Source organism: Paenibacillus pinisoli, assembly GCF_003605435.1.
Classification (GTDB): Bacteria; Bacillota; Bacilli; order Paenibacillales; family Paenibacillaceae; genus Pristimantibacillus; species Pristimantibacillus pinisoli.
This window is the reverse complement of the sequence record NZ_QXQB01000003.1, coordinates 379,479-403,359: the sequence shown is the minus strand read 5'-3', so window position 1 is coordinate 403,359 and position 23,881 is coordinate 379,479. Positions and strand designations below refer to the sequence as shown.

19 protein-coding genes and 1 other annotated feature are annotated in these 23,881 nt (G+C 53.2%); all 19 genes read left to right on the top strand.

Annotation, left to right across the window (positions count from 1 at the left end; all coding sequences use genetic code 11):
• Positions 1–73 precede the first annotated feature (73 nt).
• The 19 genes from D3P09_RS15255 to D3P09_RS15165 all read left to right on the top strand — a co-directional run bounded on the left by D3P09_RS15255 (position 74) and on the right by D3P09_RS15165 (position 23,859).
• The gene (locus D3P09_RS15255) at positions 74–1,171 is read left to right on the top strand and encodes a Gfo/Idh/MocA family protein (RefSeq protein WP_120111661.1); all 1,098 of its coding nucleotides are present in this window, start codon (positions 74–76) and stop codon (positions 1,169–1,171) included.
• 15 nt (positions 1,172–1,186) lie between these two features.
• Positions 1,187–2,083: a carbohydrate ABC transporter permease gene (locus D3P09_RS15250; RefSeq protein ID WP_120111659.1), complete on the top strand. Its 897-nt coding sequence runs from the start codon at positions 1,187–1,189 to the stop codon at positions 2,081–2,083.
• Positions 2,084–2,086: 3 nt separating this feature from the next.
• The gene (locus D3P09_RS15245) at positions 2,087–2,932 is read left to right on the top strand and encodes a carbohydrate ABC transporter permease (RefSeq protein WP_120111656.1); all 846 of its coding nucleotides are present in this window, start codon (positions 2,087–2,089) and stop codon (positions 2,930–2,932) included.
• 63 nt (positions 2,933–2,995) lie between these two features.
• On the top strand, positions 2,996–4,357 hold the full coding sequence (locus D3P09_RS15240) for an ABC transporter substrate-binding protein (protein WP_120111653.1): 1,362 nt from the start codon (positions 2,996–2,998) through the stop codon (positions 4,355–4,357).
• 236 nt (positions 4,358–4,593) lie between these two features.
• Positions 4,594–5,628 (top strand): LacI family DNA-binding transcriptional regulator, encoded by a 1,035-nt coding sequence (locus tag D3P09_RS15235; RefSeq protein ID WP_120111650.1) that lies wholly within the window; start codon positions 4,594–4,596, stop codon positions 5,626–5,628.
• A gap of 236 nt (positions 5,629–5,864) precedes the next feature.
• The gene (locus D3P09_RS15230) at positions 5,865–7,046 is read left to right on the top strand and encodes a type III polyketide synthase (RefSeq protein ID WP_424452444.1); all 1,182 of its coding nucleotides are present in this window, start codon (positions 5,865–5,867) and stop codon (positions 7,044–7,046) included.
• Complete coding sequence (locus tag D3P09_RS15225; protein ID WP_120111647.1) at positions 7,039–7,770, top strand: methyltransferase domain-containing protein; 732 nt, start codon at positions 7,039–7,041, stop codon at positions 7,768–7,770. The genes D3P09_RS15230 and D3P09_RS15225 overlap by 8 nt, the downstream gene beginning before the upstream one ends.
• The gene (locus D3P09_RS15220) at positions 7,760–8,974 is read left to right on the top strand and encodes an NAD(P)/FAD-dependent oxidoreductase (RefSeq protein WP_120111644.1); all 1,215 of its coding nucleotides are present in this window, start codon (positions 7,760–7,762) and stop codon (positions 8,972–8,974) included. Before D3P09_RS15225 ends, D3P09_RS15220 begins: the two co-directional genes overlap by 11 nt.
• A 63-nt stretch (positions 8,975–9,037) precedes the next feature.
• Positions 9,038–9,304 (top strand) — a binding site (T-box leader).
• Positions 9,305–9,368: 64 nt separating this feature from the next.
• Positions 9,369–10,679: an MFS transporter gene (locus D3P09_RS15215; protein ID WP_120111641.1), complete on the top strand. Its 1,311-nt coding sequence runs from the start codon at positions 9,369–9,371 to the stop codon at positions 10,677–10,679.
• Positions 10,680–10,740: 61 nt separating this feature from the next.
• Positions 10,741–11,859, top strand: coding sequence for a Gfo/Idh/MocA family protein (locus D3P09_RS15210; protein WP_165867453.1), 1,119 nt, complete (start codon positions 10,741–10,743; stop codon positions 11,857–11,859).
• 467 nt (positions 11,860–12,326) lie between these two features.
• Positions 12,327–14,507, top strand: a complete 2,181-nt coding sequence (locus tag D3P09_RS15205; protein ID WP_120111635.1) for an MMPL family transporter — start codon at positions 12,327–12,329, stop codon at positions 14,505–14,507.
• 179 nt (positions 14,508–14,686) lie between these two features.
• Entirely contained in the window at positions 14,687–15,892 is a 1,206-nt protein-coding gene (locus D3P09_RS15200) for a sensor histidine kinase (protein ID WP_165867452.1), read from the top strand.
• A complete protein-coding gene (locus tag D3P09_RS15195; RefSeq protein ID WP_120111628.1) occupies positions 15,889–16,539 on the top strand; it encodes a response regulator in 651 nt (216 codons plus the stop codon). The genes D3P09_RS15200 and D3P09_RS15195 overlap by 4 nt, the downstream gene beginning before the upstream one ends.
• Positions 16,540–16,916: 377 nt before the next feature.
• On the top strand, positions 16,917–19,145 hold the full coding sequence (locus D3P09_RS15190) for a heavy metal translocating P-type ATPase (RefSeq protein WP_243644204.1): 2,229 nt from the start codon (positions 16,917–16,919) through the stop codon (positions 19,143–19,145).
• Positions 19,146–19,166: 21 nt separating this feature from the next.
• The gene (locus D3P09_RS15185; protein ID WP_120111623.1) at positions 19,167–19,418 is read left to right on the top strand and encodes a glutaredoxin family protein; all 252 of its coding nucleotides are present in this window, start codon (positions 19,167–19,169) and stop codon (positions 19,416–19,418) included.
• Positions 19,419–19,607: 189 nt separating this feature from the next.
• The gene (locus D3P09_RS15180) at positions 19,608–20,474 is read left to right on the top strand and encodes a VOC family protein (protein WP_120111621.1); all 867 of its coding nucleotides are present in this window, start codon (positions 19,608–19,610) and stop codon (positions 20,472–20,474) included.
• Between the two features lie 34 nt (positions 20,475–20,508).
• Positions 20,509–21,144 (top strand): NAD(P)-dependent oxidoreductase, encoded by a 636-nt coding sequence (locus D3P09_RS15175; protein WP_120111618.1) that lies wholly within the window; start codon positions 20,509–20,511, stop codon positions 21,142–21,144.
• Positions 21,145–21,234: 90 nt separating this feature from the next.
• Complete coding sequence (locus D3P09_RS15170; protein WP_424452443.1) at positions 21,235–21,885, top strand: nitroreductase family protein; 651 nt, start codon at positions 21,235–21,237, stop codon at positions 21,883–21,885.
• 252 nt (positions 21,886–22,137) lie between these two features.
• Positions 22,138–23,859: an amylo-alpha-1,6-glucosidase gene (locus D3P09_RS15165; protein WP_120111615.1), complete on the top strand. Its 1,722-nt coding sequence runs from the start codon at positions 22,138–22,140 to the stop codon at positions 23,857–23,859.
• The last annotated feature ends 22 nt before the right edge of the window (positions 23,860–23,881 follow it).

Here is a 23,881-nt window from a genome sequence, read left to right as displayed (position 1 = left end):
GCAAATAATGCGAATAAATTGCGTAAAATTTGGCGCAAATGATACTAGCAGACACAGCAAGGGAGAGAGTGCAATGACGAAAATCGGAATGGCTTTTATTGGTGTTGGGGATATGGGCTCCCATCATGCGATCGGTTTCGATATGCTGCCGGAATGCGATGTGCGTTACATATGCGACTTCCATGAGGGCAATATCGAGCGGACATTGAAGGAGATCCGCAGCGGGAATCCGGTCATCGTCCAAGATTACAAGGAACTGCTGGATAAGGAAGACATTGATGCGGTCGTCATCAGCGTGCCGAATTATTTGCACCGCGAAGTCGCTGTTGCCTTCCTGCGCGCCGGCAAGCATGTATTTTTGGAGAAGCCGGTTGCGCCAAGCATCGAGGATTGCGATGCCATTCTGGAGGAAGCGGAGAAGAGCGGCAAGCTGCTGCAGATCGGGCTTGTGTACCGTTACTCTAACTTGTACCGCCGCATGGCCAAGGAACTGGCCTCGGGAAGGCTCGGCCAGGTATCGATGATGTGGTGCAAGGAATTCCGCGATCCGTTCCCTCCGGCGGACTGGTTCTATGATTCGTCGAAGTCGGGCGGCGCGCTGGTGGAGAAGGATTGCCATCATTTCGATATTTTCAACTGGATGATCGGCTCGCGGCCGAAGCGCGTATTCGCCTCAGGCGGACAGCATGTCATCAAGAACGGCGAGGACATCCTGATCAACAACTCCTATACCCACTATCCTGCCAAGGTCATTTCGGACAGCTCGATCGTCGACCATGCTTGGGTCATCGTGGAATACGAGAACGGAAGCAAAGCAAGTCTGGGGTTATGCATGTACTTGAAGCCGCGCAATCTGATGGAGGACGGCCTGGAGTTCGGTCTGATCGGCAATAACGGCGTGCAGATGACAGCAAAAAGAGATTCGCGCATCGGCATATACGGCGGCGACGACTACACGAAAGAATATATCGATGTCGATGTCCGCTCCGATTCCATCATGGGCGGCCATACCGGCGGGCAGACGCAGCGCAAGGATTTTGTGGCGTGCATCCTCGAAGGCAAGAAGCCGTTCGCGAACGGCCAGATCGGACGCGATGCCCTTCTGGTTGCGCTGGCAGCGGAGAAGTCGATCCGCGAGGAACGGTATGTCTACATCGACGAAATCAAATAGCTGGGGGGCGATCCTTTGATCTCATCAAAACGGCTGGACGGGTGGAAGTTTCTGCTTTTTATCGCCCCGTGGCTTATCGGCTTCACGATCTTTTTCCTTCTTCCTTTTGGAACCGCTGTATTCTATGCCTTTACGGATGCCCGGCTGCCGGGCTCCACGGATTTCAACTTTATCGGGATGAGCAACTTCTCGACGCTGATGGGCGATCCGATCTTCGGCAAGAGCGTAGCGAATACGATCTATTTTGTTTTGCTCGGGGTGCCGATTGTCACCACTGGCATGCTGCTGATCGCCCTGCTGCTTAATCTGGACGTGAAGGGCATCGCGCTCTTCCGCACGTTCTACTACTTGCCTACGCTGGTGCCGATCGTTGCGACGGTTATTATTTGGCGGCTGGTGTTCAACTCCGAATTTGGGGTCCTGAACGGCTTCCTCGGCTTGTTCGGCATGGGGAAGGTGAACTGGCTTGGCGGAGCGGGCATGATCAAGCCGGTCATCATCTTGCTTCAGATCTGGATATCCGGCAGCGGCGTGCTGATCTTCCTGGCGGCGCTGAAGGGCGTGCCGTCCCATCTGTACGAGGCGGCACTGATCGACGGCGCAAGCAGAATCAGAAGATTTTTCTCCATTACGCTGCCGATGATCAGCCCCTCGATTCTGTTCGTTCTCGTCATCCAGACGATGTACAACTTCCAGATGTTCACGGAAGCGATGCTGCTGTCGAACGGCGGCCCGAATTACGCTTCCTACACGTATGTGTTCCATATCTATAAAGCGGCGTTTACGGATTTGAAGTTCAGCATGGCGATGGCCCAATCGATCATTTTGTTCGCGATGATATTGGCAGTGACTATGTTCATCCTGAAGGCGTCCAACCGGTTTGTTTATTATGAAGGCGAAGGGAGGGGCTAATGGATGAACGTATCGTACAAAAGAAGCAAGGCGGCCTCCAAAGCGCTTAGCTACATCTTGCTGATCGGCGTCCTCGCCTTGTTCACCGGGCCGCTGCTCTGGATGCTCTCCACGATGCTCAAAACGAAAGCGGAAACATACAAATATCCGCCATCGTTATTCCCGGAGACCGTGACGTTCGAGGCGTTCGAAAGGCTGTTCACGCTGCAGCCGCTTATGTGGCAGTGGATCGGCAACTCGGTGCTGATCTCGGTGCTGGTCGCTCTCGGGACGGTCGTCTCCAGCTCGCTGGCCGCTTACGGCTTTGCGAGGTTCGATAACCGCGCGAAAAACGGTCTGTTCTTCATCGTGCTTATTACGCTTATGATTCCGGCTTCCGTCATGATCGTGCCGTCCTTCGTGCTGTACACGAAGCTGGGCTGGATTGACACCTGGCTGCCGCTGATTGTGCCGGCCTGGCTAGGAGGCGCTTACTATATCTTCTTGTTCCGCCAGTTCTTCATGACCATTCCGCGTGAGCTGGACGAGGCGACTTATCTGGACGGAGGCGGGCGCTTTACCGTATATTCGCGGATTGTGATGCCGCTGTCCAAGCCGATTATCATTACGGCGTCGATCTTTGCTTTTGTGTACTCGTGGCTTGATTTTCTGGGTCCGTTCCTGTATCTCAAATCGAGCGAGAACTATACGCTAAGCGTCGGCTTGCAGTTCCTGATCGGGCAAACGAGCCAGGACTTCCCCGCGCTTGCCGCGGGCGCGTTTATCAGCATCCTCCCGATCGGCGTCATTTATTTCTTCGCGCAAAGGTATATCGTCGAGGGGGTGGTGCTGACCGGTTCGAAGGGCTAAGGCAATTATGTTCAGGCATGACGGCATCATCATTCTATTGGATCGAAAAGGGGAGTTTTGTCCATGAAAGTTTCGAGGAAATGGGTATGGATCGTATCATTGATGTTCGTCTTTTCCATGGTTATGATGGGTTGCGGCAGCGGAGATAAAAACAACGGCGGAAATACAAACCAACCATCAGAGACGGCAGGCGAGGGCACAAAGGCGCCTGAGGATAAAGTATCGATTACGTATTCCCAGTGGGGAACGGCGGAGGAGCTGCAGCGCGTGCAGGAGCTGCTTGACCAGTTCATGGCGGCCAATCCGAACATTACGGTCAAGCTGGAGGGCAAGGATTGGGGCAGCTATTGGGACGGCCTGACGGCCAATGCCGCGGGCGGCACGCTTCCCGATGTCTTGAAGACGAGCTACGCGTTTATCGAGAAATACGCCGAGCTTGGCATCTTCAAGGAGCTGGACGGCCTGCTTGGAAGCAACAGCTTCCCGCTTGCGGATGTTGATCCGAGCCTGCTTGGGCTTCATCAATATCAAGGCAAGCAGGTGTCCATGCCAATCGATGCCAACGTAATCGTGTTCTATTACAATAAAGGACTGTTCGACAATCCGGAGACGAATCCGAAGGGCGCGGTTTACCCGGGAATGGAGCCGACTTGGCAAGAGGTAGCGGATATCGCGACCAAGATGACGCTTGATGCCAACAACAAAAATCCGGGCGAAGACGGCTTCGACAAAGGCTCGATCAAGCAATGGGGGCTTTCCCTCGTGCCGGGCTCGACAATGGACTGGTTCCTGGAGCCGATGCTCTGGTCGAACGGCGGCAAGCTGATCAATGACGACGGCACCCTGGCGCTGGATACGCCGGAAGCTCAGGAAGTGCTGAACTACTTTATCGACATGACCAAAAACAGCAACATCAACACGACACCGGCTCAAATGGAAGGCCTCGGCGGCCAAGCGAACCTTGGCATCACGACGGGCAAGGTAGCCATGAACGCGGGCGGCAGCTGGAATACGACGCATTACAAGGAAGCGGGCATTACGTACGGTATCACGCATTTGCCGAAGTTCAAGACGACGCAGACAGTAGTGCAGCCGGCTGGCGTCGCGATGAGCGCTTCGACGAAGCATGAAGCGGCGGCTTACAAGCTGCTTTCGTGGCTGGCTGGCTCGGATGGGCAGACGGCGCTTGCGAAGCAAGGCTTCTCCATTCCGGCCAACAAGCAGGCGGCAAGCGCATACCTGGAGACAGCCGGCTCGGAGTTCCAAATCTTTCTGGATGCGCAGCAATACGGCATCGTATCGCCGTTCACCGTGAAAAAAACCGACCTCGTCTGGACATACGGCGAGCAAGTGATGAAGAACCCGCTGGCAGGCGACGGCGACCTCGCCGCTGCCATCGCGGACCTCGCATCCAAAATTCAATAAGCCAATTTGACAGGATGTGGAACTCCTCCGAAGCGCGCTGTACTGTTCAGACGCTTCGGGGGAGTTTTTTTTGCATTCCCTCCTTCTGCTGCCAGTGAACATTTCTCGCGCTCGCGGCTGACGTATACGCCGTAGTCCGATGTAGTTTGCGGCAACTTTTTTTGAAATGAAAAAACATTTGCCGCAAACGAGCAGAAATGATATAACTAAGTGGAAGGGAAGGAGGCACTCAAAATTTGGTAAAGCTTAAGGATATTGCCGATCAGGTTGGCGTCTCGGTGTCCACGGTATCCCGGGTCATCAATCACGATGTGAGCCGCTCGGTCAACGAAGATACGCGCAACAGAATATTGGAGGCCGCGCATACGCTCGGCTATAAGACGAATAAAATCGGGAAAAGCGCAAAAGGAAAGCGCGACGCCGCCATTCCGGGATTTCATGTGGGCTGTGTCGTAGCCGTTCCTCAAAATAAATATAACCACCCTTATTTCTCAATTATTTTGGAAGGGGTCGAGCGCGGCCTGTCCTCGCAGGGCTACCGCCTGGAGTTCATACACAGCATGGCGACCGGCGATGATCTAAGCGAGCTGCAGCGGCTCGTGAAGGACCATGGCGTCGACGGCATGATTGTCGTGGAAGGCATTCAGCCCGAAGCGTATCAATGGATCAAAAAAAATGTCCGCGCCGTCGTCGGCATCGACATCTCCGACCATGAAGTGCCCGTTATCGCTTATGATCGCGTTGCGGCAGCCAAAGCGGCTGTGGCGCATTTGATCGCCAAGGGGCATCGCGAGATCGGATTTGTGGGCGGGCCCGGCCGCTACGGCGACATTCAGCGGGAGAAGCGGTTCCGCGGCTTCCAGCATGCGATGGACGAGGCAGGTCTGGCGATTGATCCGGAGTGGATCATTAACGTTAACTGGGATGTCTCTCAAAGCTATGAGATGATGAAGGAGGCATTCTCCCGGCAAGTGAAGCGTCCGACGGCGTTCTTCTGCGCCAGCGATATGATGGCGATACCCGCTATGCGGGCGGCGACGGAGCAGCGGCTGCGCATTCCTGAAGATGTCGCGTTCTTCAGCGTCGACAACATCGAGCTGTCACAGTTCACTTCTCCGCCGCTCACAACGATTCATGTTCCGAAGATGGAGATGGGCATGATTGCTGCAGGTACGCTGCTCGACTATTTGAAACGCCGCTATACAATACCCGTCAAGATTTGGGTGCCGCATGAGCTGAAGCTGCGCCACTCTACCGGCGACCATTCCTGATAGAATCATTAATCGCACACATAAAGCCCCGTTTTCTTGCCGAGGCAAGGAACGGGGCTTTTTGGCGTGTTCGGAGATGGGCTGATGTCCCTCGATTGGCTCGGCTGAAGGTGATGATGGACATCTTCTTTCATAATCGGGTACAAGCCCGAATACACTTTCCATAACAGGCAGCTTGTCTGACGGTCAGATCGAGGAGACAAGCTTGATCATGAAAGGGAAAGAGGGATGCGATAATGAGCATGGAACGATCAGGCGCAGCAATATTGGGACTAGGGACGGCGGTGCCGGCTTATCGGATGGATCAGGAGGATACCTCCCGCAGGCTGACGGAGGCGCTGTCAAGTGCGGGGCATTCCGACTCCAGCCGGTGGGCGAAGCGAATATTCCGGCAGTGCGGCGTGGAGAGCCGCTATACCTGCGAGCCGAATTTGCTTGAGTCGGCTGCAAGCTGCAGGTACTTCCCCAGCGCAGACAGCGAAGCGGCGGTGCCGTCGACCAGCGGGCGCATGGCCCTATATAAGCGGGCCTCCGTACCGCTTGCTGCTGAGGCGGCGGAGAAAGCGCTGGCGGATAGCGGCATTCATCCGGAGGACATTACGCATTTGATTACGGTGAGCTGCACAGGGCAATTCCTGCCGGGATTGGATGCAGCGCTGATCGGCGAACTGGGGCTTCGCCCGACAGTCGCAAGGGTGCCGCTTACTTTTCTCGGCTGCGCGGCGGGGTTAAAGGCTGTCTGCTTGTCCAAGGGGCTTGTTGCAGGACAGCAGAATGCGCGGGCGCTGGTCGTATGTGTAGAGTTGTGCACGCTGCATATTCAGCCCTCCAGCGACAGGGAAGCGCTCTATGGCGCGTCCTTCTTCGGGGATGGAGCTTCCGCTTGTGTCATTGGCAGGCCGGATGAGCGGCATCGCGGCGTATTCCTGCTGGGCGAGGAGCGTTCGGCTTTGCTGCCGGACAGCGCGGGAGAGATGATCTGGGAGGTTGGCAACCACGGGTTCGATCTCTATCTGTCGCCTTCCATTCCCAGGCTGATCGGCGAGCATGTTCCGGCGGAGATTAACCGTCTGCTGGAAGGCGGGCCAGAGCCGGAGCTATGGGCCATTCACCCCGGCGGCAGGGGCATCGTCGACATTATGCAGGAGACGTTCGCATTAAGCGACGGGCAGACGTCCGCCAGCCGCTCGATATTGCGGAACTATGGCAATATGTCCTCGGCTACGATCCTGTTTGTGCTGAGCGAGATGAAGCGCATGCTTGGCGAAGAGAAGGCAGGCTACAAGGAAGGCATCGCGCTGGCCTTTGGACCCGGCGTCACCGCGGAGATGATACGTATCGCCTATTCGCCATACCCGCAACTTTGCCAAGCGGGAGGTTCGACAGCTGGCGCCGAAGAGGCCGATGCCTATGCTTAACAATCTTCAGGAACGGGAGAACAGGCCCGAGCATATGGACGATGCATCTCAAGGCGGTCCGCGGCTGCAGGAAGCGCTGGTCCATCTGCGCCGGCTGAACCGGCTGTTCGGGGCGGCGTCGCCTACGCTGTATGGGGTCAAACGTTTATGGAAGGCGGCGGGCTCGCCCAAGGAATTGTCGATACTGGATGTTGGCGCAGGCTCGGGCGATGTGAACGACAAGCTGCTGAGATGGGCGCTGGAGGAAGGCGTCCGCCTTAATGTCACGCTTGTCGATATGACGAAAGAAGCGGTGAAGGAGGCCAGCCTGTACTTCTGGAATGAATCGCGTGTCCAGGTATGCCAAGGCGATCTGTTCGAGCTGGAGGCTGAATCTGCAGATATCGTCACAGGAACCCAATTCCTGCATCACTTCAATGGAGACGAGCTGAAGCAGGCTGCAAGACAGATGCTGAAAACGTCGCGGATGGGCGTTGTCATTAATGACATTCATCGGCATCCCATATCCTGGACGGCTGTATGGATGGCCACTCGAATCATCTCGCGCAATCCCTATATCCGGCACGACGGACCGTTGTCGGTGGCGAAGGGCTTTCGGGGAGAGGACTGGAGGAAATTGCGGGAGGCGCTGGATTTGGACCCATCGGAGTTCAAGTATGTCTGGCGGCCATTGTTCCGTTATTCGGTCATGATCAGAAAGGAAGGCGGCGCGGATGATCTATGATGCGGCGGTGCTTGGGGCTGGAATCGCGGGCAGCGCAGCGGCCAAGGCGCTTGCCTCGCGAGGCTGGAGCGCCGTTCTGCTGGACCGCCAGCGATTCCCGAGACATAAGGTATGCGGCGAGTTTCTGTCGCCGGAATCCCTGGAGACGCTTGCCCGGCTCGGGCTGCTGGAGCCTGTGCAGTCGTTATCGCCAAGTCGGATTACCCAGACCAGCCTGTTCCTCGAGAACGGGGGCGTTATCCGGATTCCGCTCCCGGACGCGGCGCTTGGAGTTAGCCGATATAGCTTGGACAGCGCCTTCCATCGGGAAGCGTCCGCTGCCGGCGCCTCTATTCGGGAGGGTGCTGTGGTCCTGTCGGTTGAACGGTTGGACGGGCATTATGAACTGATCGTGCGGTGCGGAGGAGAGACGGAGGTGCTACGTGCCAGGGCAGTTATTGCCGCATGGGGCGGAGCGGGTCTCACCGGAATCTTGCCGGATGGTCGCGAGCGTTCGAGCGAACGGAGAATGGAGGGGCCTGCAAGGAACTCAAGGGGCCAGTCCGCACGGCATTCGGCGCAAGCGCCTGGCCTGGTCGGCGTGAAGATGCATTATCTAAGCGCAGACTCGGCTGCACTGGCTAGCGGGGGGGATTCCGTGGAGCTGTATTTCTTCCGGGGAGGCTATGCAGGCATTAATGGGGTGGAGGATGGGAAGGTGAATATCGCGGCTTTGCTTGAACGCGGGGATATTCCATTGAATCATCGCTCCGTGCCCGCCATGCTTGAGGAGGCTGCCCGCCGCCATCCAGCCCTCCGTGAACGGATGGCAGCGCTAAGCCCGCTGCCCGATTCCGCTGCCGCCGTATCGCCCGTCCGGATCAGCATGCGTCCCGCGGCATGGAGCGGCATCCCGCTGATCGGCGATGCCATCTGCCGCATCCCGCCGCTGTGCGGGGACGGCATGTCGATGGCGCTTCGCTCCGCGGAGCTATGCTCAGCATATGCTGACGGGTACTTGCGCGGCGAATTCTCTCTTAGCGAATGGGAACGCGAATACAAGGCGGCGATTGCGCGGGAATTCAGCAGACCGCTGCGTTGGGGACGATTCGCGGAATCGCTGCTCAGCTCCGCCCTGCTGTCCCGCGCCTTGCCGGCGCTGGCAAGGCTGGCGCCGCGTGCGGCAAGGGGCATGATTCAGTCTACGCGGCTTCGCATCCGGTAGCGGTCTCTCCATTTTTCTAAGAGATAGGGGTTTACAAGCGGCAAGGGCGTCTGGTAGAGTAGCACAAATGCAATGACGAGAAGAGTAAGCCTTCATGTCCATGTACAGAGAGCTCCGCCCGCTGAAAAGGAGTCATGGAACATACTGCTGAACCAAGCCTCCGAGCGGCACATTGGAACGGGCGCGAGCAACCCCGGGATGGTGTGACGGGTGCTCCCGTTACAGGGCTAGAGTATAAGCATGCGCGCAGCATGCCGTACTTGAAGAGGCCGGCCTGGCGACAAGCCGGCGAATATGGGTGGCACCGCGATGATCAATCTCGCCCCCAAGACTATTGGTCTTGGGGGCGAGATTTTTTTGTTGTCGATCATCATGAGGTGAAGGAGCCGCGTCTATGAAAAATGATGCCTGGTTGGAAAAGTGGAAGTATCCGTCCATCCTCTTGTTCGGCATCGGCATATCCAATGTCGGGGGATGGATCTATTTTATCGCGCTTAATCTGATTGTCTTAGATAGGACAGGGTCCGTCTTGGCGGTATCCCTGCTATATCTCATCCGCCCGTTAGCAACAATGGCCAGCAATCTATGGGCGGGCAGCCTGATCGACCGGACGAACAAGCGCAGCTTGATGGTCTTGCTGGATGTGCTGAGGGCGGGGCTGATCGTGCTTTTGCCGCTCTATTCTTCCGTCTGGTATATCTATGGCCTTGTGTTTTTTATCCAAATGGCGGGCTCCGTATTCGGTCCGGCTTCCAGCACATACATTACGATGCTGATACCGCCTGAGCAAAGGCCGCGCTTCAACTCGCTGAATGCGCTGATCGGCTCCGGAGCCTTCTTGATCGGTCCGGCGATTGCCGGTCTGCTGTTCCTTGCCGGCTCTCCGGTGATGGCGATCTATATTAACGCCGCGGCAATGCTCCTGTCCGGGGTGATTACGCTATTCATGCCGAATCTGGAGAAGAATGCTTACAGCGAAGGGAGCAGCGTCAAGCTGGAGTGGTCGGTGATCAAAGCGGACTGGGGAACGGTGCTGCGATTCTATCGGTCGCATGTATACGTCACGGCTGTGTGTCTGTTATTCGGCGCTATCATGATGGTCATGGCTTCAGCGGTCGATTCGCTCGAAGTGGCTTTTGCGCTGACAGTGCTGGGACTGTCGGAGAGCAGCTACGGGCTGCTTGTCAGCGTCTCTGGAGCGGGCATCATCGCAGGCGCGCTGGTAAACACGGCGGTGGCAGGCAAAGCGCAGCCCGTTGCCCTAATCGGACTTGGCGTGCTTGGCGTCAGCGGCGGATACTTGCTCTATGCGACCTCCTCCTCATTCGGGATTGCGGCAGCCGGATTTTTTATTCTGGCGTTTTTTATCGCATTCGCCAACGCGGGTTTTGCGACGTTCTATCAAAACAACATTCCGGTAGAGATGATGGGACGATTCGGCAGCGTGAACGGGTTTGTCGAGGCCGTCTTGATTATGCTGACGACGATTGCACTCGGGTTATGGGCGGAGTGGGGATCGCTGCAAGCGGCTGTCATCGCAGGCGTTATTGTAATGGCTCTATTGAGCGCCGGGTTAGGAACGGTGCTTTTGCGCAAAGTCATTATTGTACAAAAAGTAACTGGAACAGGCATTTCCGTGCAACATGACGCAGCCTATACTACAATAGAGACAAGGCGTGGGCCGGGACCGGAGAGGGCAGATTAGCTGCAGCCGGCCTGGCGCACCGCGCGTGTGCAAGACAACATCAATTCGGGAGGGATTGCGGTTGGCTGAGCAGAATCGAGTGAAAATAGGATTGGTGGGAGCAAGCTGGTTTGCGGATTTATGGTATTTGCCGGTCGTTCAGATGCATCCGGATGCCGAGCTCTATGCGATATGCAGCGAAGGCGGCGGAAGCGCCAGACGAATGGCGGATCAATACGGCATTCCGCATGTATTCGGCTCTTACGAGGAGATGTTGGAGCGAGGCGGGCTTGACGGCGTATGCATCATTACGCCCAACGATGTGCATGTGACGATCGCAGAGGCCGCCATGAATCGCGGCATTCATGTCATGTCCGAGAAGCCGCTTGCGCTCGACCTTAAGGAAGCGGGGCAGATGATGTTATCCGCAGAGAGAAGCGGCATCATCCATGGCGTTAATTTTACGTACAGGGAGCATCCTGGCGTACGCCGGATCAAGGCGATGCTTTCGGAAGGCTTGATCGGCCGGCTTCAATCCGGACATTTTGAATATACGGGAGACTATGGCGTCACCGGCCCTCCGGGCTGGAGAGGCTCGATTGCCAAAGGCGGCATTGGCGGCGTACTGGCGGATCTGGGCTCGCACCTGATCGACCTGGCGCAATACGTTACCGGTGACGGCTTGTCCGAGGTGAGCGCCGATGCGACGTTCGCACATCGGGATAAGAACCCTGATGCGGCGGCGGATGCCGTCATCTTCCTGGCCCGTTCAGAGGGGGGCGCGCAGCATTCTTTCCGCACAAGCTGGATGGAGCATCAAGGGGAGAAGGGGCAGACCATTCGCATGCATTTGAACGGCGCGCTCGGTATCATTGAATTTGCTGTGAGCCATTTGGGCTCTTCATTGTCTTATACGCTGCACGAAGGCGGCAAGACAGTAGTAGACCTTCGCGAGGATGGCCTTCCGGCTTGGAATGAAGACGAGCCGTCCTCGGAATCGAGCTTCCGGCCTTGGCGGCTGACGGATCGCAATGAGGTATGGAAGTGGATCGACCGGATACGGGACCGAAAGGAAGGAACGGCGGAAGCGTCGGCCGATTACCCGACCTTTGCCGACGGGTATTATGCGCAGGCTGTCATGGAGGCCGTCATGCAGGCGGCGGAAGAACGGCGGTGGGTACCGATTCAGAGGGTGAAGTGAGCGAAAGGGACTGTCTTAAGAAGCGGAATAGTTGTGCCGTACACAAATAATCGAATCGAAAGGGTAGCATCTTGTAATAGCGTTGTTGAGCAACGTTAAAGGCTCGGAATCGCCCCGAAAAAGCGAATTAGTTGTGCCACACACCGCTAATTACTTCAAAAGTACGGGGTGTCCAGAATGGAATGGCTAGAAAACTTGGGACGCTCTCCTCTAAATAGAAAGACAACCATAAGCAAAAGACGGCGGTGCAGGGATAACTCCCTAGCGCCGCCATTTCTTTATCTTCACCCGTTTATTCAAGAGTTGAGCTGTCTTATCAAGCGAGTCTTATTTGTTTATTTGTTATGCATTCACAAAAGGGCATGCCCAAAAGTACATGCTGCTGCTGCCCGCTTGTACGATTTCAAAGTGTTGTTTACACGTTAATATAAGGAGAAATGCAGAGTAGGTAGAGAAAGGTGATTTGTATGGCAAGGTTTTTGTACAAGCTAGGGCTTTTTGCATCAAGAAACAGAAAAAAAGTGTTGTTTGGGAGTATAGGGGTCCTTATCCTCGTTGTTTCTCTAGGTCTTGGCATGGGAGTTCATCTGAACGGTGAAATGAACATTCCTGGCACAAAATCTGAGGAAGCCATGGAAGTGTTGAAGGAAGAATTTTCGCAAGGTCCGGAACGCGGAACGATACAAGTGATCTTCAAAGCTCCTGAAGGTCAAACGTTAGAATCGGAATCTGCTCAAAACTTGATCGCTGAATCGTTAGAATCGATATCACAAGATCCTGAGATTGAATCTGTAGTAAGCCCTTATGAGGGAGGAACGATTAGTTTTACTCGAGAGATTGGATATGCAGTCATTACGTACAAGAACGAAGCAACCAAAGTCACGGAGGCTTCTAAAGAGCACGTATTGGAGATTGTGGAGCAAGTGCGAAGCAAAGGGATGCAGGCTGAACTTGGCGGAACAGTCGAATTCTCAGCTCTTGAGATAGGCGGAGCCTCGGAAATCATAGGCATCATCGCAGCATTTATGATTTTGGCAATCACATTCACATCATTGCTTGCAGCAGGATTGCCAATATTAACAGCTGTAATCGGACTTGGAATAGGAGTCATGTCCGTTATCATCGCATCTAATTTTGTAGAAATGGCTTCTTTCTCGCTCATTCTTGCCATCATGCTTGGACTCGCGGTAGGAATCGATTATGGTCTGTTTATCATATCAAGATTCAGACAGAATCTTGTGGAAGGCAAAGGTGTAGAGGAGTCCATTGCGCATGCAAATGCGACTGCAGGCAGTGCGGTTATCTTTGCTGGATTAACGGTAATCATTGCACTGGCTGGATTATCTGTCACCGGAATTCCATTTATCACGATTATGGGTATAGCCGGGGCGTTTACGGTGTTAATCGCAGTATTGGTCTCCGTTATCGTCGTTCCTGCGCTTCTCGGTATGGCAGGTGAACGGATTCGTCCAAAGGCAAAAGCTGCTTCTGCAGAGCGTCTTCAGAAGGATCATGAACAATCAAATTCATGGGGGCGCTTCATTACAAAGTATCCATTGCCGATTGCCCTCGCAGGAATATTATTATTAGGAGCTATAAGTTTACCGGCACTTCATATGCAGACGGGTCTCCCGGACTTTGGATCTAAATCAACTGAAACAACCGAGCGCCGAGGGTATGATTTGATAGCGGACGGGTTTGGTCCAGGTATGAATGGACCACTCGCAATAATCATTAAAGCAGACGGAACAAATGATGTCCAAGCGGCTTTTGCGAAAGTTGCCAAGGAGCTAGGGGAGCTGCCGAATGTGGCAATGGCAATGCCTCCGATACCGAATGCATCAGGAGACGTTGCTATGGTAACGATCCTTCCGGGAACAGATCCAAAGGATGAGAAAACAACTGATTTGGTTCATTTGATCCGTGAGAAGGCGGTTGAATTCAAGGAGAAGGACCAAGTAGAGGTGATGGTTACCGGTTCAACGGCCGTTAATATTGATATAAGTGAGAAGTTGAATGAGGCATTGCCTAAATTTGCGGCTCTGATCGTTGGACTTGCATTAATCCTTCTTATGATGGTGTTCCGGTCTATCTTAGTGCCGATCAAAGCCGTATTAGGATATCTCCTTACCCTTACAGCAACACTTGGACTCGTCGTATTTGTCGTTCAGGATGGTCATTTCGCCGAGCTATTCAATATTCCTGCAGCAGGTCCCGTTCTTAACTTTCTGCCAATCTTGACAGCAGGAATCCTGTTTGGCTTGGCAATGGACTATGAGGTGTTTCTGGTCAGTCGCATGCGTGAGGAGTTTAGCCACACGGGGAATGCGAAAGGCGCTGTCTTGTCTGGCCTTAAAAATAGCGGGACTGTCGTAACGGCGGCAGGGTTAATTATGATTGCTGTATTCGCAAGCTTCATCTTTGTCGAGGATACCATGATTAAGTCAATGGGCTTAGCCCTCTCCTTTGGTATATTATTCGATGCATTTATTGTGCGGTTGACAATCGTGCCGGCAGTAATGACCCTTATGGGCCGTACGGCTTGGTATCTTCCGAAGTGGCTTGGACGGATCTTGCCAAATATAGATGTCGAGGGAGAATCCATAACCAAAAATTTTGAGGAAAAGAGAAAATCTGTCATACAGTGAAGCTGAATCTAAAATAGCTGATTTGTGTCATTGCCCAATCGTACATGAGGGAACTACCCTTATGTACGATTTTTTTCGGTTTTACTATGTGGGTATAATAGGAGAAATATCAAATATGCAAGATGACGATGAATTAGAGGATGAAAGTAGGGGGACAAATGGTAATTGGAAGCGGGTTCATGAAATGGCTGCAGCGCAATCGATTTAATGATTTGCCAGATGCCATGTTCAATGCCAGAGTTCCGAGCATGATGTGGGTTCTATTCATCTATATCATATCTATGCTTGTACAGATTCTGTATGAGCCTTCGATCATTTCGTTGGCTTTCTTTTCGGGATTGATGCTTCTTCACGGCTCATTAATATGGCACTTTCCATTACTTACAGAAAAACATCCTTGGGTTTATTTTTTGATTCAAGGTCTGATTATTCAAGTTTGTGCGCTCATTATGTATCAAGCCGCATTTTTATTGTTGTTAGGAATGTACCCCGTTTTGACTGGTCAAAGCGTAGGCAAATACAATCACAGAATCAAGATGATTCTTATGTCCGCTTTGTATTATGGTTTATATGTCGCAACACTCTTATTGATGGGGCAATCTGAAATATTGATATTAATGTCGATCTTATATATGATGATGGTTTTCGTATTTGTTTCATTCGCCGGTTTATATTTAAAACAAGTGAAGGCTCGAATTCGAACGCAAGCATTTCTTGAAGAACTAGAACTCGCTCATCGGAAGGTTAAGGAATTGACCCTGGCAAATGAACGTCAGCGGATGGCACGGGATCTACACGATACGTTAGCCCAAGGCTTGGCGGGTATCGTCATGCAATTGGATGCAGCCGATGCACATTTGATGAAAGGCAATTCGAAAAGAGCTCATGAAATTGTACAGCATTCCATGGGTCATGCAAAGAAGACGCTGTCGGAAGCGAGATTGGCAATTGACAATTTGCGTTCAAAAGCTTTTGTTACGATTGACTTTTCCGATGCTGTTCGTGAAGAAGTAGAGCGTTTCAAGAAAGCAACAGGTATACAAGTCGTTCTTGATATGAGAGTTGATGGCGGCATTTCTGAATTGGTGATGGAGCATATGCTCCACATTATAGGTGAATGCTTAACTAACGTCGCCCGCCATGCTGAAGCTAGGCAAGTGTGGGTATACATCCGTATAGAGGACGAAAACTTAGAATTAGAGGTTAAAGATGATGGGAAAGGCATTGACTTAAATCAAATCGGCAACATGTCGGGACATTATGGCCTTATAGGTATTAAGGAACGTGTGCGTATCTTAGGTGGATCGCTTAACATAACCAATAACGTGCCACAAGGGACGTTGATTAAGATTGACACAGTGGCTGAGGGGGGCGAGTGTTCGTGACATATAGCGTGCTTATTGTCGATGATCATTTGGTCGTAAGAGAAGGGTTGAAGTTTATGATCGAGACGAATGATCAGTTTCAAGTTGTTGGTGAGGCCGGAAACGGGGAAGAGGCTCTGCGATTGCTTGAAACTCTTTCTCCAGATGTGATTCTCATGGATTTAAATATGCCTGTAATGAGTGGATTAGATACAATGAGGGAGCTTAAAGAAAGAAATATTGAAATTCCTGTCGTTATCTTAACGACTTATAATGAAGATGAACTGATGTTAAACGGACTAGAAATGGGTGCCAAAGGTTATCTTTTGAAAGACACGGGTAGAGATTATTTATTTCGAACGATCGAATCCGCAGTTCACGGCGATATGTTGCTGCAGCCTGAGATAATGGAGAGAGTATTTGCGGCAAGAAAAAAACGTCAGGATATGCGAGATACATCCTTGAAGCATATGGTGCTTTCTGAGAAAGAACGAATCGTTCTACAGTTTATAGCACGTGGTTATAAAAGCAAAGAGATCGCAGGTGATATGGGGATATCCGAGCGTACGGTTAAAGCACATCTGACGAATATCTACAACAAACTGGGAGTGAGTTCCAGATCTCAAGCAGTAGCTGTAGCAGTTGAAGGAGGCATCGTTCAGTTATAATACTATTTTCTTAGCAGAAATAGTGGTGTAGGTATAATACCCTGGCACCGCCATTTCTGCATTTTCGCGCTTCGAGTAAATATTCTTTTGAGGCCGCCATTTTTGGATACGGACGAAAAAGGGGAGACTATACAAGCCTAGTATCTAAGCCAGCCAATTATTATGACTTTTCTAGAAAAGAACATACTAAGGGAAGAAAGCAAGCCTTTCTCACTATTCGAAAAATAGGGTACGGGGGTATCGTAAATTTTCGTTGACGAATATAGGGGGGTGGGGTATACTGATGATGTCGACGAACTGGAAATGGCTTCATCCATCCGCTAATGAGCGGAACTTTAGGCCATCATATCCCATCAAGAAGCATAGGAGTGTTCAAGATGAAACAGGAAGCTTTAACGGCAAGCACCGATCAAGTGACTTTCGATATATCAGGCATGACCTGCGCAGCTTGCGCCAACCGCATAGAGAAGGGGCTTAACAAGATGCCCGGAGTCTCACAGGCAAGCGTCAACTTCGCCATGGAGACGGCAAGCGTCAGCTTCTCCTCCTCGGAGATTTCTGTGGAGGATATGCAGAGCAAAGTGAAGCAGTTAGGGTATGCTGCGGCACTAAAGGCAGAGGAGAAAGAGACGAAGGAGCATCGCTCCCGGGAAGCGAGAAAGCATAAGCTGACGCTCATCCTGTCCGCGCTTCTGTCGCTGCCGCTGCTCTGGAGCATGGTAGGCCACTTCTCGTTCACGTCATGGATGTATGTGCCTGATTTGTTCATGAACCCATGGTTCCAGTTAGTATTGGCTACGCCGGTTCAATTCTATGTAGGCGCTCCGTTCTACAAAGGCGCGTATAAAGCGCTTCGCAACGGCAGCGCGAATATGGATGTGCTGATTTCATTAGGAACATCGGCGGCTTACTTCTATAGTATTTATCTCACCTTGCAATGGTGGGCGGACGGAGCATCTTCGCATCACGGTCCTTCCCTGTACTTCGAGACCAGCGCCGTTCTGATTACGCTCGTTGTTCTAGGTAAGCTGTTCGAGACGCTGGCGAAGGGCCGGACCTCGGAAGCGATCAAGTCGCTGATGGGCTTGCAGGCGAAGACGGCGCTTATCATTCGAGATGGTGAGGAACGCACCGTTGCGATTGAAGAAGTGCTGAAAGGTGACATCGTCATCGTCAAACCGGGCGAAAAAATTCCGGTAGACGGCCAGGTGCTGGAAGGCAGCTCGGCGGTTGATGAATCAATGCTGACGGGCGAGAGTATTCCGGTTACAAAAAATGCAGGTGACCATGTCATCGGCGCAACAATAAACAAAAACGGCCTGCTGCGCATTACGGCAACAAAGGTCGGCAAAGATACTGCGCTGGCGCAAATCATTAAGGTCGTGGAAGACGCGCAAGGCTCGAAAGCGCCGATTCAGCGGGTTGCGGATATCATCTCCGGCATCTTTGTACCTATTGTTGTAGCGATTGCGATTGCGGCGTTTCTCGTATGGTACTTTATCGTTACGCCGGGCGACTTCGGCGGCTCGCTGGAGAAGGCCATTGCGATACTGGTTATCGCCTGCCCTTGTGCGCTTGGACTCGCAACGCCGACTTCGATTATGGCGGGCTCCGGCCGTGCGGCTGAGCTTGGGGTCCTGTTCAAGGGCGGCGAGCATTTGGAGGGCACGCACCGCATTAATACCGTTGTTCTGGATAAGACGGGAACGGTGACCAAAGGCAAGCCTGAACTGACCGATGTTGTAACGGAATGGAATGAAGAAGAGCTGCTCCGTTTGGTCGGATCGGCGGAGAAGGGCTCCGAGCATCCGCTTGCGGAGGCGATTGTAGCAGGTGCTGAAGCGCGCGGCATCAAGCTTGCGGACGCTCAATCCTTTGAAGCCATCCCTGGCTTCGGCATAAGCGCGGCAATCGACGGCCGTGAAGTGCTGGTAGGTACAAGAAGGCTGATGGAACGCCATCAAATTAATGTGAAAGATGCACTCGATACGATGACGGCGCTGGAGATGGAGGGGAAAACCGCGATGCTGGCTGCGGTTGACGGCGAGTATGCAGGCATGGTCGCAGTAGCCGATACCATCAAGGATTCTTCGCCGGCTGCGGTTGCCAGACTGAAGAGCATGGGCATCGAGGTTGTCATGATTACAGGCGACAATGAACGTACCGCCAAAGCGATAGCGGCCAAGGTTGGCATCGACTATGTACTCGCTGAGGTTCTGCCGGAGGGTAAGGCCGAGGAAGTGAAGAAGCTGCAGGCGCAAGGCAAAAAAGTGGCGATGGTCGGAGACGGCATCAACGACGCTCCGGCGCTGGCTACGGCCGATGTCGGCATGGCGGTGGGCACCGGAACGGACGTAGCGATGGAAGCGGCTGACGTGACCCTGATGAGAGGCGACTTGTCCAGCATTCCGGATGCGATCATGATGAGCCGCAAGACGATGGCGAACATTAAGCAGAATCTGTTCTGGGCGCTTGGCTACAATACGCTGGGCATTCCGATTGCGGCAATCGGCTTGCTGGCGCCATGGGTAGCAGGCGCGGCTATGGCGCTCAGCTCGGTATCCGTTGTCCTGAATGCGCTCCGGCTGCAGCGTATGAAAATATAACTTGGAAGGCAGGGATATCCATTGGATCACTCGATAAAAATCTATACGATTCCCACTTGCAGCGATTGTGCCTTTGCAAAACGTTATTTTGGCGAACGAGGGCTGCCGTATACGGAGCTGAAGTGCGAGGAAGAGGAAGCGTACCGCAGGGAAGTATGGGAGCTGACAGGCAAGCAAGTCGTGCCGACGCTCGTCATTGACGGCCAAGTATTCGTCGGATTTGCCGATCATTTATCCGAGATCGCTGCTTTGACAGGACAGAGCCAGAACTAAATCATGTAAGGTGAAGGATCGGGGGAACTTGGGTTTCCCTGATCCTTTTTTTGGCGCGTGCAGGCGTGAAATATCGGCATATGGGCATTCTACATCTGGAGTAAAATATTAAACTTGACTGAAGTATATATTGATTATATACTTAATTACAAATAGTAAGTAACAAGCGAAAAACAAGGTGGTGATCGCATGGCTAACAAGCTTCATGCAGATACGCGCTTAGGCGAAGTCAAATTGCGGGTCAGCAATTTGGAGCGCTCGCTGAAGTTTTACGAGGAAATTGTCGGCCTCCGCGTGTTGTCGCGTACGGAACGCATAGCTGAACTGACAGCCGATGGTCGTACTCCGCTGCTCGTGCTGGAAGAAGTGCCGAACGCGACGATTACGCCGCTTCGCTCATCGAGCGGTTTGTATCATTTTGCGATCTTGCTGCCAACCAGGAAGGATCTTGGCCTTTCGCTTCGCAGATTGATGGATGCAGGCGTAAAGATCGGGCAAGCGGATCATCTGGTCAGCGAGGCGCTGTATATATCTGATCCGGACTTGAACGGCATTGAGATTTACCGGGACCGTCCAAGGGAACAATGGGAATACGATGCTCAAGGCTTTGTGAAGATGGCAACCGACCCGATCGATTGGGAGGGGCTGCTTGCCGAAGCGAAGGGAAGCGAGTGGAACGGCTTGCCGGAGGGCACTGTCATCGGCCACGTGCATTTCCATGTCGGCGATCTTCACAAGTCTAAGCAATTTTATTGCGATGCGATCGGCTTCGAGGTTGAGGCGGATTTGATGCGGCAGATGGGCGCGCTCTTTATCGGGGCTGGCCGCTACCATCATCATATGGGGCTTAATATATGGGCAGGAGCCGGCGCGCCTCCTGTAAAGCCAAACGGTACGGGCATTGAGCACTTTACGATTATTGTGCCGAATGCAGCCGAACTGGAAGCGACAGTCCAGCGGGTGAAGCGGCTAGGCATAGAGCTGGAGCTGAGGGATTCGTCCTGGTGGACGAAGGACCCGAACGGGATAGCCGTACAGCTTAGGGCAGCAGTCTGAACAACACACATGAAATAAAGGAGAGAATAGATCAATGAAAATCGGTATCGTCGGAGCAAGCGGCAAAGCAGGCAAGCTGATCGCGCAGGAGGCTCTTAGCAGAGGCCACGAGGTTACAGCGATTGTCCGCAACAAGGCGAACGTACAGATAACGGGCGCAGCCGTGCTGGAGAAGGATGTATTCGATCTGAAGCAAGCTGACCTGGCTTCCTTCGAAGTAGTGGTGAATGCGTTTGGCGCTGCGCCCGGTCAAGAGCATCTTCATGTTGATGCAGGTAATGCGCTAATTGATGCGCTTAAGGGCACATCGGTGCGCCTATTCGTTGTAGGTGGAGCTGGCAGCCTCTTTGTAGATGAAGCTAAGTCGGTCCGAGTATTCGAAACACCTGATTTCCCGGCGGCTTATCTGGCGACTGCGCAGAATCAGGGCAAAAATCTGGAGATTCTCCAAAAGCAGCAAGATGTGACATGGACATTCCTTAGTCCGGCGGCTTTCTTCCATGCGGAAGGCAGAAGAACGGGCGCCTATGAAACAGGTCTGGATCATTTGATCCTCAATGCCAAAGGCGACAGCTATATCAGCTATGCCGATTATGCCATTGCGGTACTGGATGAAATCGAAAACCCGAAACATCTCAACCAAAGATATACCGTTGTCGGCGAAGCGTAAGCGGGCTGGCGCGTTTCATATAGATAGAGCTTTATTGGATAAGGAATATGTCACACACCAACAAGAGCAACCAATCGGAGGGAACTTACAATGGGAATTATGGACACTTTATTTGGAGCAGGAAATAAAAATTCGGAAGCGTCGGCAACGGACTTCTACGCGGCCGTTGAGGGAAGACGCTCTATATATGGCATCAGCAATGAACAGGTCGTATCGGACGACCGCATCCATGAAGTAATCAATTATGCGGTGAAGCATACGCCATCCTCGTTCAACTCGCAAAGCGCAAGAGTTGTTGTACTGCTGGGAGACCAGCACAAAAAACTGTGGGAAATCACTACGAATACATTGAAAGCGATCGTGCCTGCCGACCAATTCGCCCCAACGCAAGAGAAGATGAATGCGTTCGGCGCAGGCTACGGAACGGTGCTGTTCTTCGAAGACCAGTCCGTTGTTGAAGGCTTGCAAAAGCAATTCGCAGCATATGCGGACAACTTCCCGGTATGGTCCAATCAATCGAACGGCATGCTGCAGTTCGTGATCTGGACATCGCTTGAGCTTGAAGGCTTCGGCGCGTCGCTGCAGCACTACAACCCGCTTATCGACGAAGCGGTGAAAGCGGAATGGAACATTCCATCCGGCTGGAAGCTGCTAGCTCAAATGCCATTCGGCAAGCCCGTCGCTCCTGCTGGCGAGAAGCAATTCGGTTCGCTTGAAGAGCGTGTGAAAGTATTTAAATAAGCTTAGCTTAAAATCCTATACAGCCCCTTCCAACGTTTGCGGCCAACGCCGGGAGCCAGGAAGGGGCTGTTCTCGTATTTAGGATCGGACAAAAAGAAGAATCCCGACTGACAAAAGAACGAATGTAAGCGTTTTTAAAGCTTGGGCCGAACAAAATGGAGAGCAATAAGCGACTGATGCAAGTCTGCTAATGAACCGAATTCCTCTACACTGAAAGTAGATTTAACTTGAAGCGAGGGGGAATTGCCGACCATGTTTACTTATGATCTTCATCAAGTGCCGTATAGCCGCTATGGCTCGTTTCTGGTTGTATCTCCGCTGAAGAAGCAAGGCGATTTGGAGGAAGGAATCTATATCCGCACGGTGCATGGCGGGGATAATAGCCATGGCGCGGTTTTTAAGCTGGAGCTTATCCATGAGGGTGAGGCAGTCAGCTGCCAGACCATCGCATCGCCGGAGAGCGTGCGGCTGCTGGCAGCGGAAGGGTATGCGGAATGCTGCATTACAGGGGAGCTTACAATGCAGCTTCTCTCCTGCGGAATTGATATCCGGCTGACGCTGGTATGCGGAGGCTATGATTATGCTTCGCCGATGAAGGACGGACGATGGGAAGTGAATCACTTCTCGACAGAGTCGCGCTTCATGCTGGAGAGCGTCTCGGGCGAGCTGGCGGTGGATGCGCCATGGTCGGGAACGAAGTGCAGCCATGTAATTGCCGAGCTTCGCAAGGATGCCGAGAGCGGGCTGGCTGAAGTGAAGCTGGAGCAATTCTGGACAGTGCGTCCGCCGGTCCGGGTAACGAGGATGATGGAGGCATGCAAGCGGGAAGCGGGGAACGAGTACCGCGAATGGCTTAGCCGCACGCTGCCGTCGGACGGCAAGTGGAGCGAAGCGCGCAAGCTGGCGGCCTATATTACCTGGTCCTGTGTCGTGCCGAAGCGGGGCATGCTGACGAGGCCGGCCATGTATATGTCGAAGAACTGGATGACGAATATATGGAGCTGGGACCACTGCTTCAATGCGATGGCGTTAATCCGTCATCAGCCCCAGCTGGCCTGGGATCAATTGATGATTTTCTTTGATGCGCAGGATGAAAGCGGGGCGCTGCCCGATTTTATCAATGACAAGTACGCGCTATGGAATTGCTGTAAGCCTCCCATCCACGGCTGGACGCTGAACTGGATGATGGAGCGGTCCGGCTGGATCGGCAAGGAGAAGCTTGCGGAAATTTACGAGCCGCTCGTAAGATGGACCAATTGGTGGTTCGAGGAGCGCGACGACAACGGAAACGACATTCCGGAGTATCAGCACGGCAATGACAGCGGCTGGGACAACAGCACCGTATTCCGCTTCGGCGGTCCGATCGAGACGCCGGATCTATGCGCCTTCCTCATCCTGCAATGCGAGGCGATTGCGAAGGTTGCCCATGAGCTGGGCAAGACTGACGAGGGACGGGAATGGGAGCATCGCGCCAAGTCGCTGACGGACCGGCTAGTCGAACGCTTCTGGGACGGAACGTCCCTATGCGCATGGGTTCGCGACGAACAGCTGGAGCGGGGCGGAGACAGCCTCCTGCTGTATATGCCCGTTATTCTTGGGAAGCGGCTTCCGGAGCCACTCTTCCGCCACTTGGTGGCGGGGCTGGCGGAGGAGGGACGTTTCCTGACAGAGCACGGCTTTGCCACCGAAAGCGTCGGCAGCTCGTATTATTCGCCGGACGGCTATTGGCGCGGGCCGATCTGGGCGCCGGTGATGATGCTGCTGGCCGACGGTCTGGCAAGCGCTGGGGAGCATGAGCTTGCGCGGACGGCTGCGGAGCGCTTCTGCCGCATGGCGAGCGTAAGCGGCATGGCGGAGAATTACAATGCCTTGACCGGCGAAGGCTTGCGGGACCGGGCATTCACCTGGACATCAAGCGTATTCCTGATTTTGGCGAATGAATACGCATCTAAGGAACATTTTTCCACCGTTTGAAGAGAGGCATCCGGCGTGATAC

What these genes read in the sequence shown, in the direction of transcription:
- D3P09_RS15255 (WP_120111661.1), top strand. Translation starts at nt 74, where the DNA reads ATGACGAAAATCGGAATGGCTTTTATTGGTGTTGGGGATATGGGCTCC.
- D3P09_RS15245 (WP_120111656.1), top strand. Translation starts at nt 2,087, where the DNA reads ATGAACGTATCGTACAAAAGAAGCAAGGCGGCCTCCAAAGCGCTTAGC.
- D3P09_RS15240 (WP_120111653.1), top strand. Translation starts at nt 2,996, where the DNA reads ATGAAAGTTTCGAGGAAATGGGTATGGATCGTATCATTGATGTTCGTC.
- D3P09_RS15230 (WP_424452444.1), top strand. Translation starts at nt 5,865, where the DNA reads ATGAGCATGGAACGATCAGGCGCAGCAATATTGGGACTAGGGACGGCG.
- D3P09_RS15225 (WP_120111647.1), top strand. Translation starts at nt 7,039, where the DNA reads ATGCTTAACAATCTTCAGGAACGGGAGAACAGGCCCGAGCATATGGAC.
- D3P09_RS15220 (WP_120111644.1), top strand. Translation starts at nt 7,760, where the DNA reads ATGATCTATGATGCGGCGGTGCTTGGGGCTGGAATCGCGGGCAGCGCA.
- D3P09_RS15215 (WP_120111641.1), top strand. Translation starts at nt 9,369, where the DNA reads ATGAAAAATGATGCCTGGTTGGAAAAGTGGAAGTATCCGTCCATCCTC.
- D3P09_RS15205 (WP_120111635.1), top strand. Translation starts at nt 12,327, where the DNA reads ATGGCAAGGTTTTTGTACAAGCTAGGGCTTTTTGCATCAAGAAACAGA.
- D3P09_RS15200 (WP_165867452.1), top strand. Translation starts at nt 14,687, where the DNA reads ATGAAATGGCTGCAGCGCAATCGATTTAATGATTTGCCAGATGCCATG.
- D3P09_RS15190 (WP_243644204.1), top strand. Translation starts at nt 16,917, where the DNA reads ATGAAACAGGAAGCTTTAACGGCAAGCACCGATCAAGTGACTTTCGAT.
- D3P09_RS15180 (WP_120111621.1), top strand. Translation starts at nt 19,608, where the DNA reads ATGGCTAACAAGCTTCATGCAGATACGCGCTTAGGCGAAGTCAAATTG.
- D3P09_RS15175 (WP_120111618.1), top strand. Translation starts at nt 20,509, where the DNA reads ATGAAAATCGGTATCGTCGGAGCAAGCGGCAAAGCAGGCAAGCTGATC.
- D3P09_RS15170 (WP_424452443.1), top strand. Translation starts at nt 21,235, where the DNA reads ATGGGAATTATGGACACTTTATTTGGAGCAGGAAATAAAAATTCGGAA.
- D3P09_RS15165 (WP_120111615.1), top strand. Translation starts at nt 22,138, where the DNA reads ATGTTTACTTATGATCTTCATCAAGTGCCGTATAGCCGCTATGGCTCG.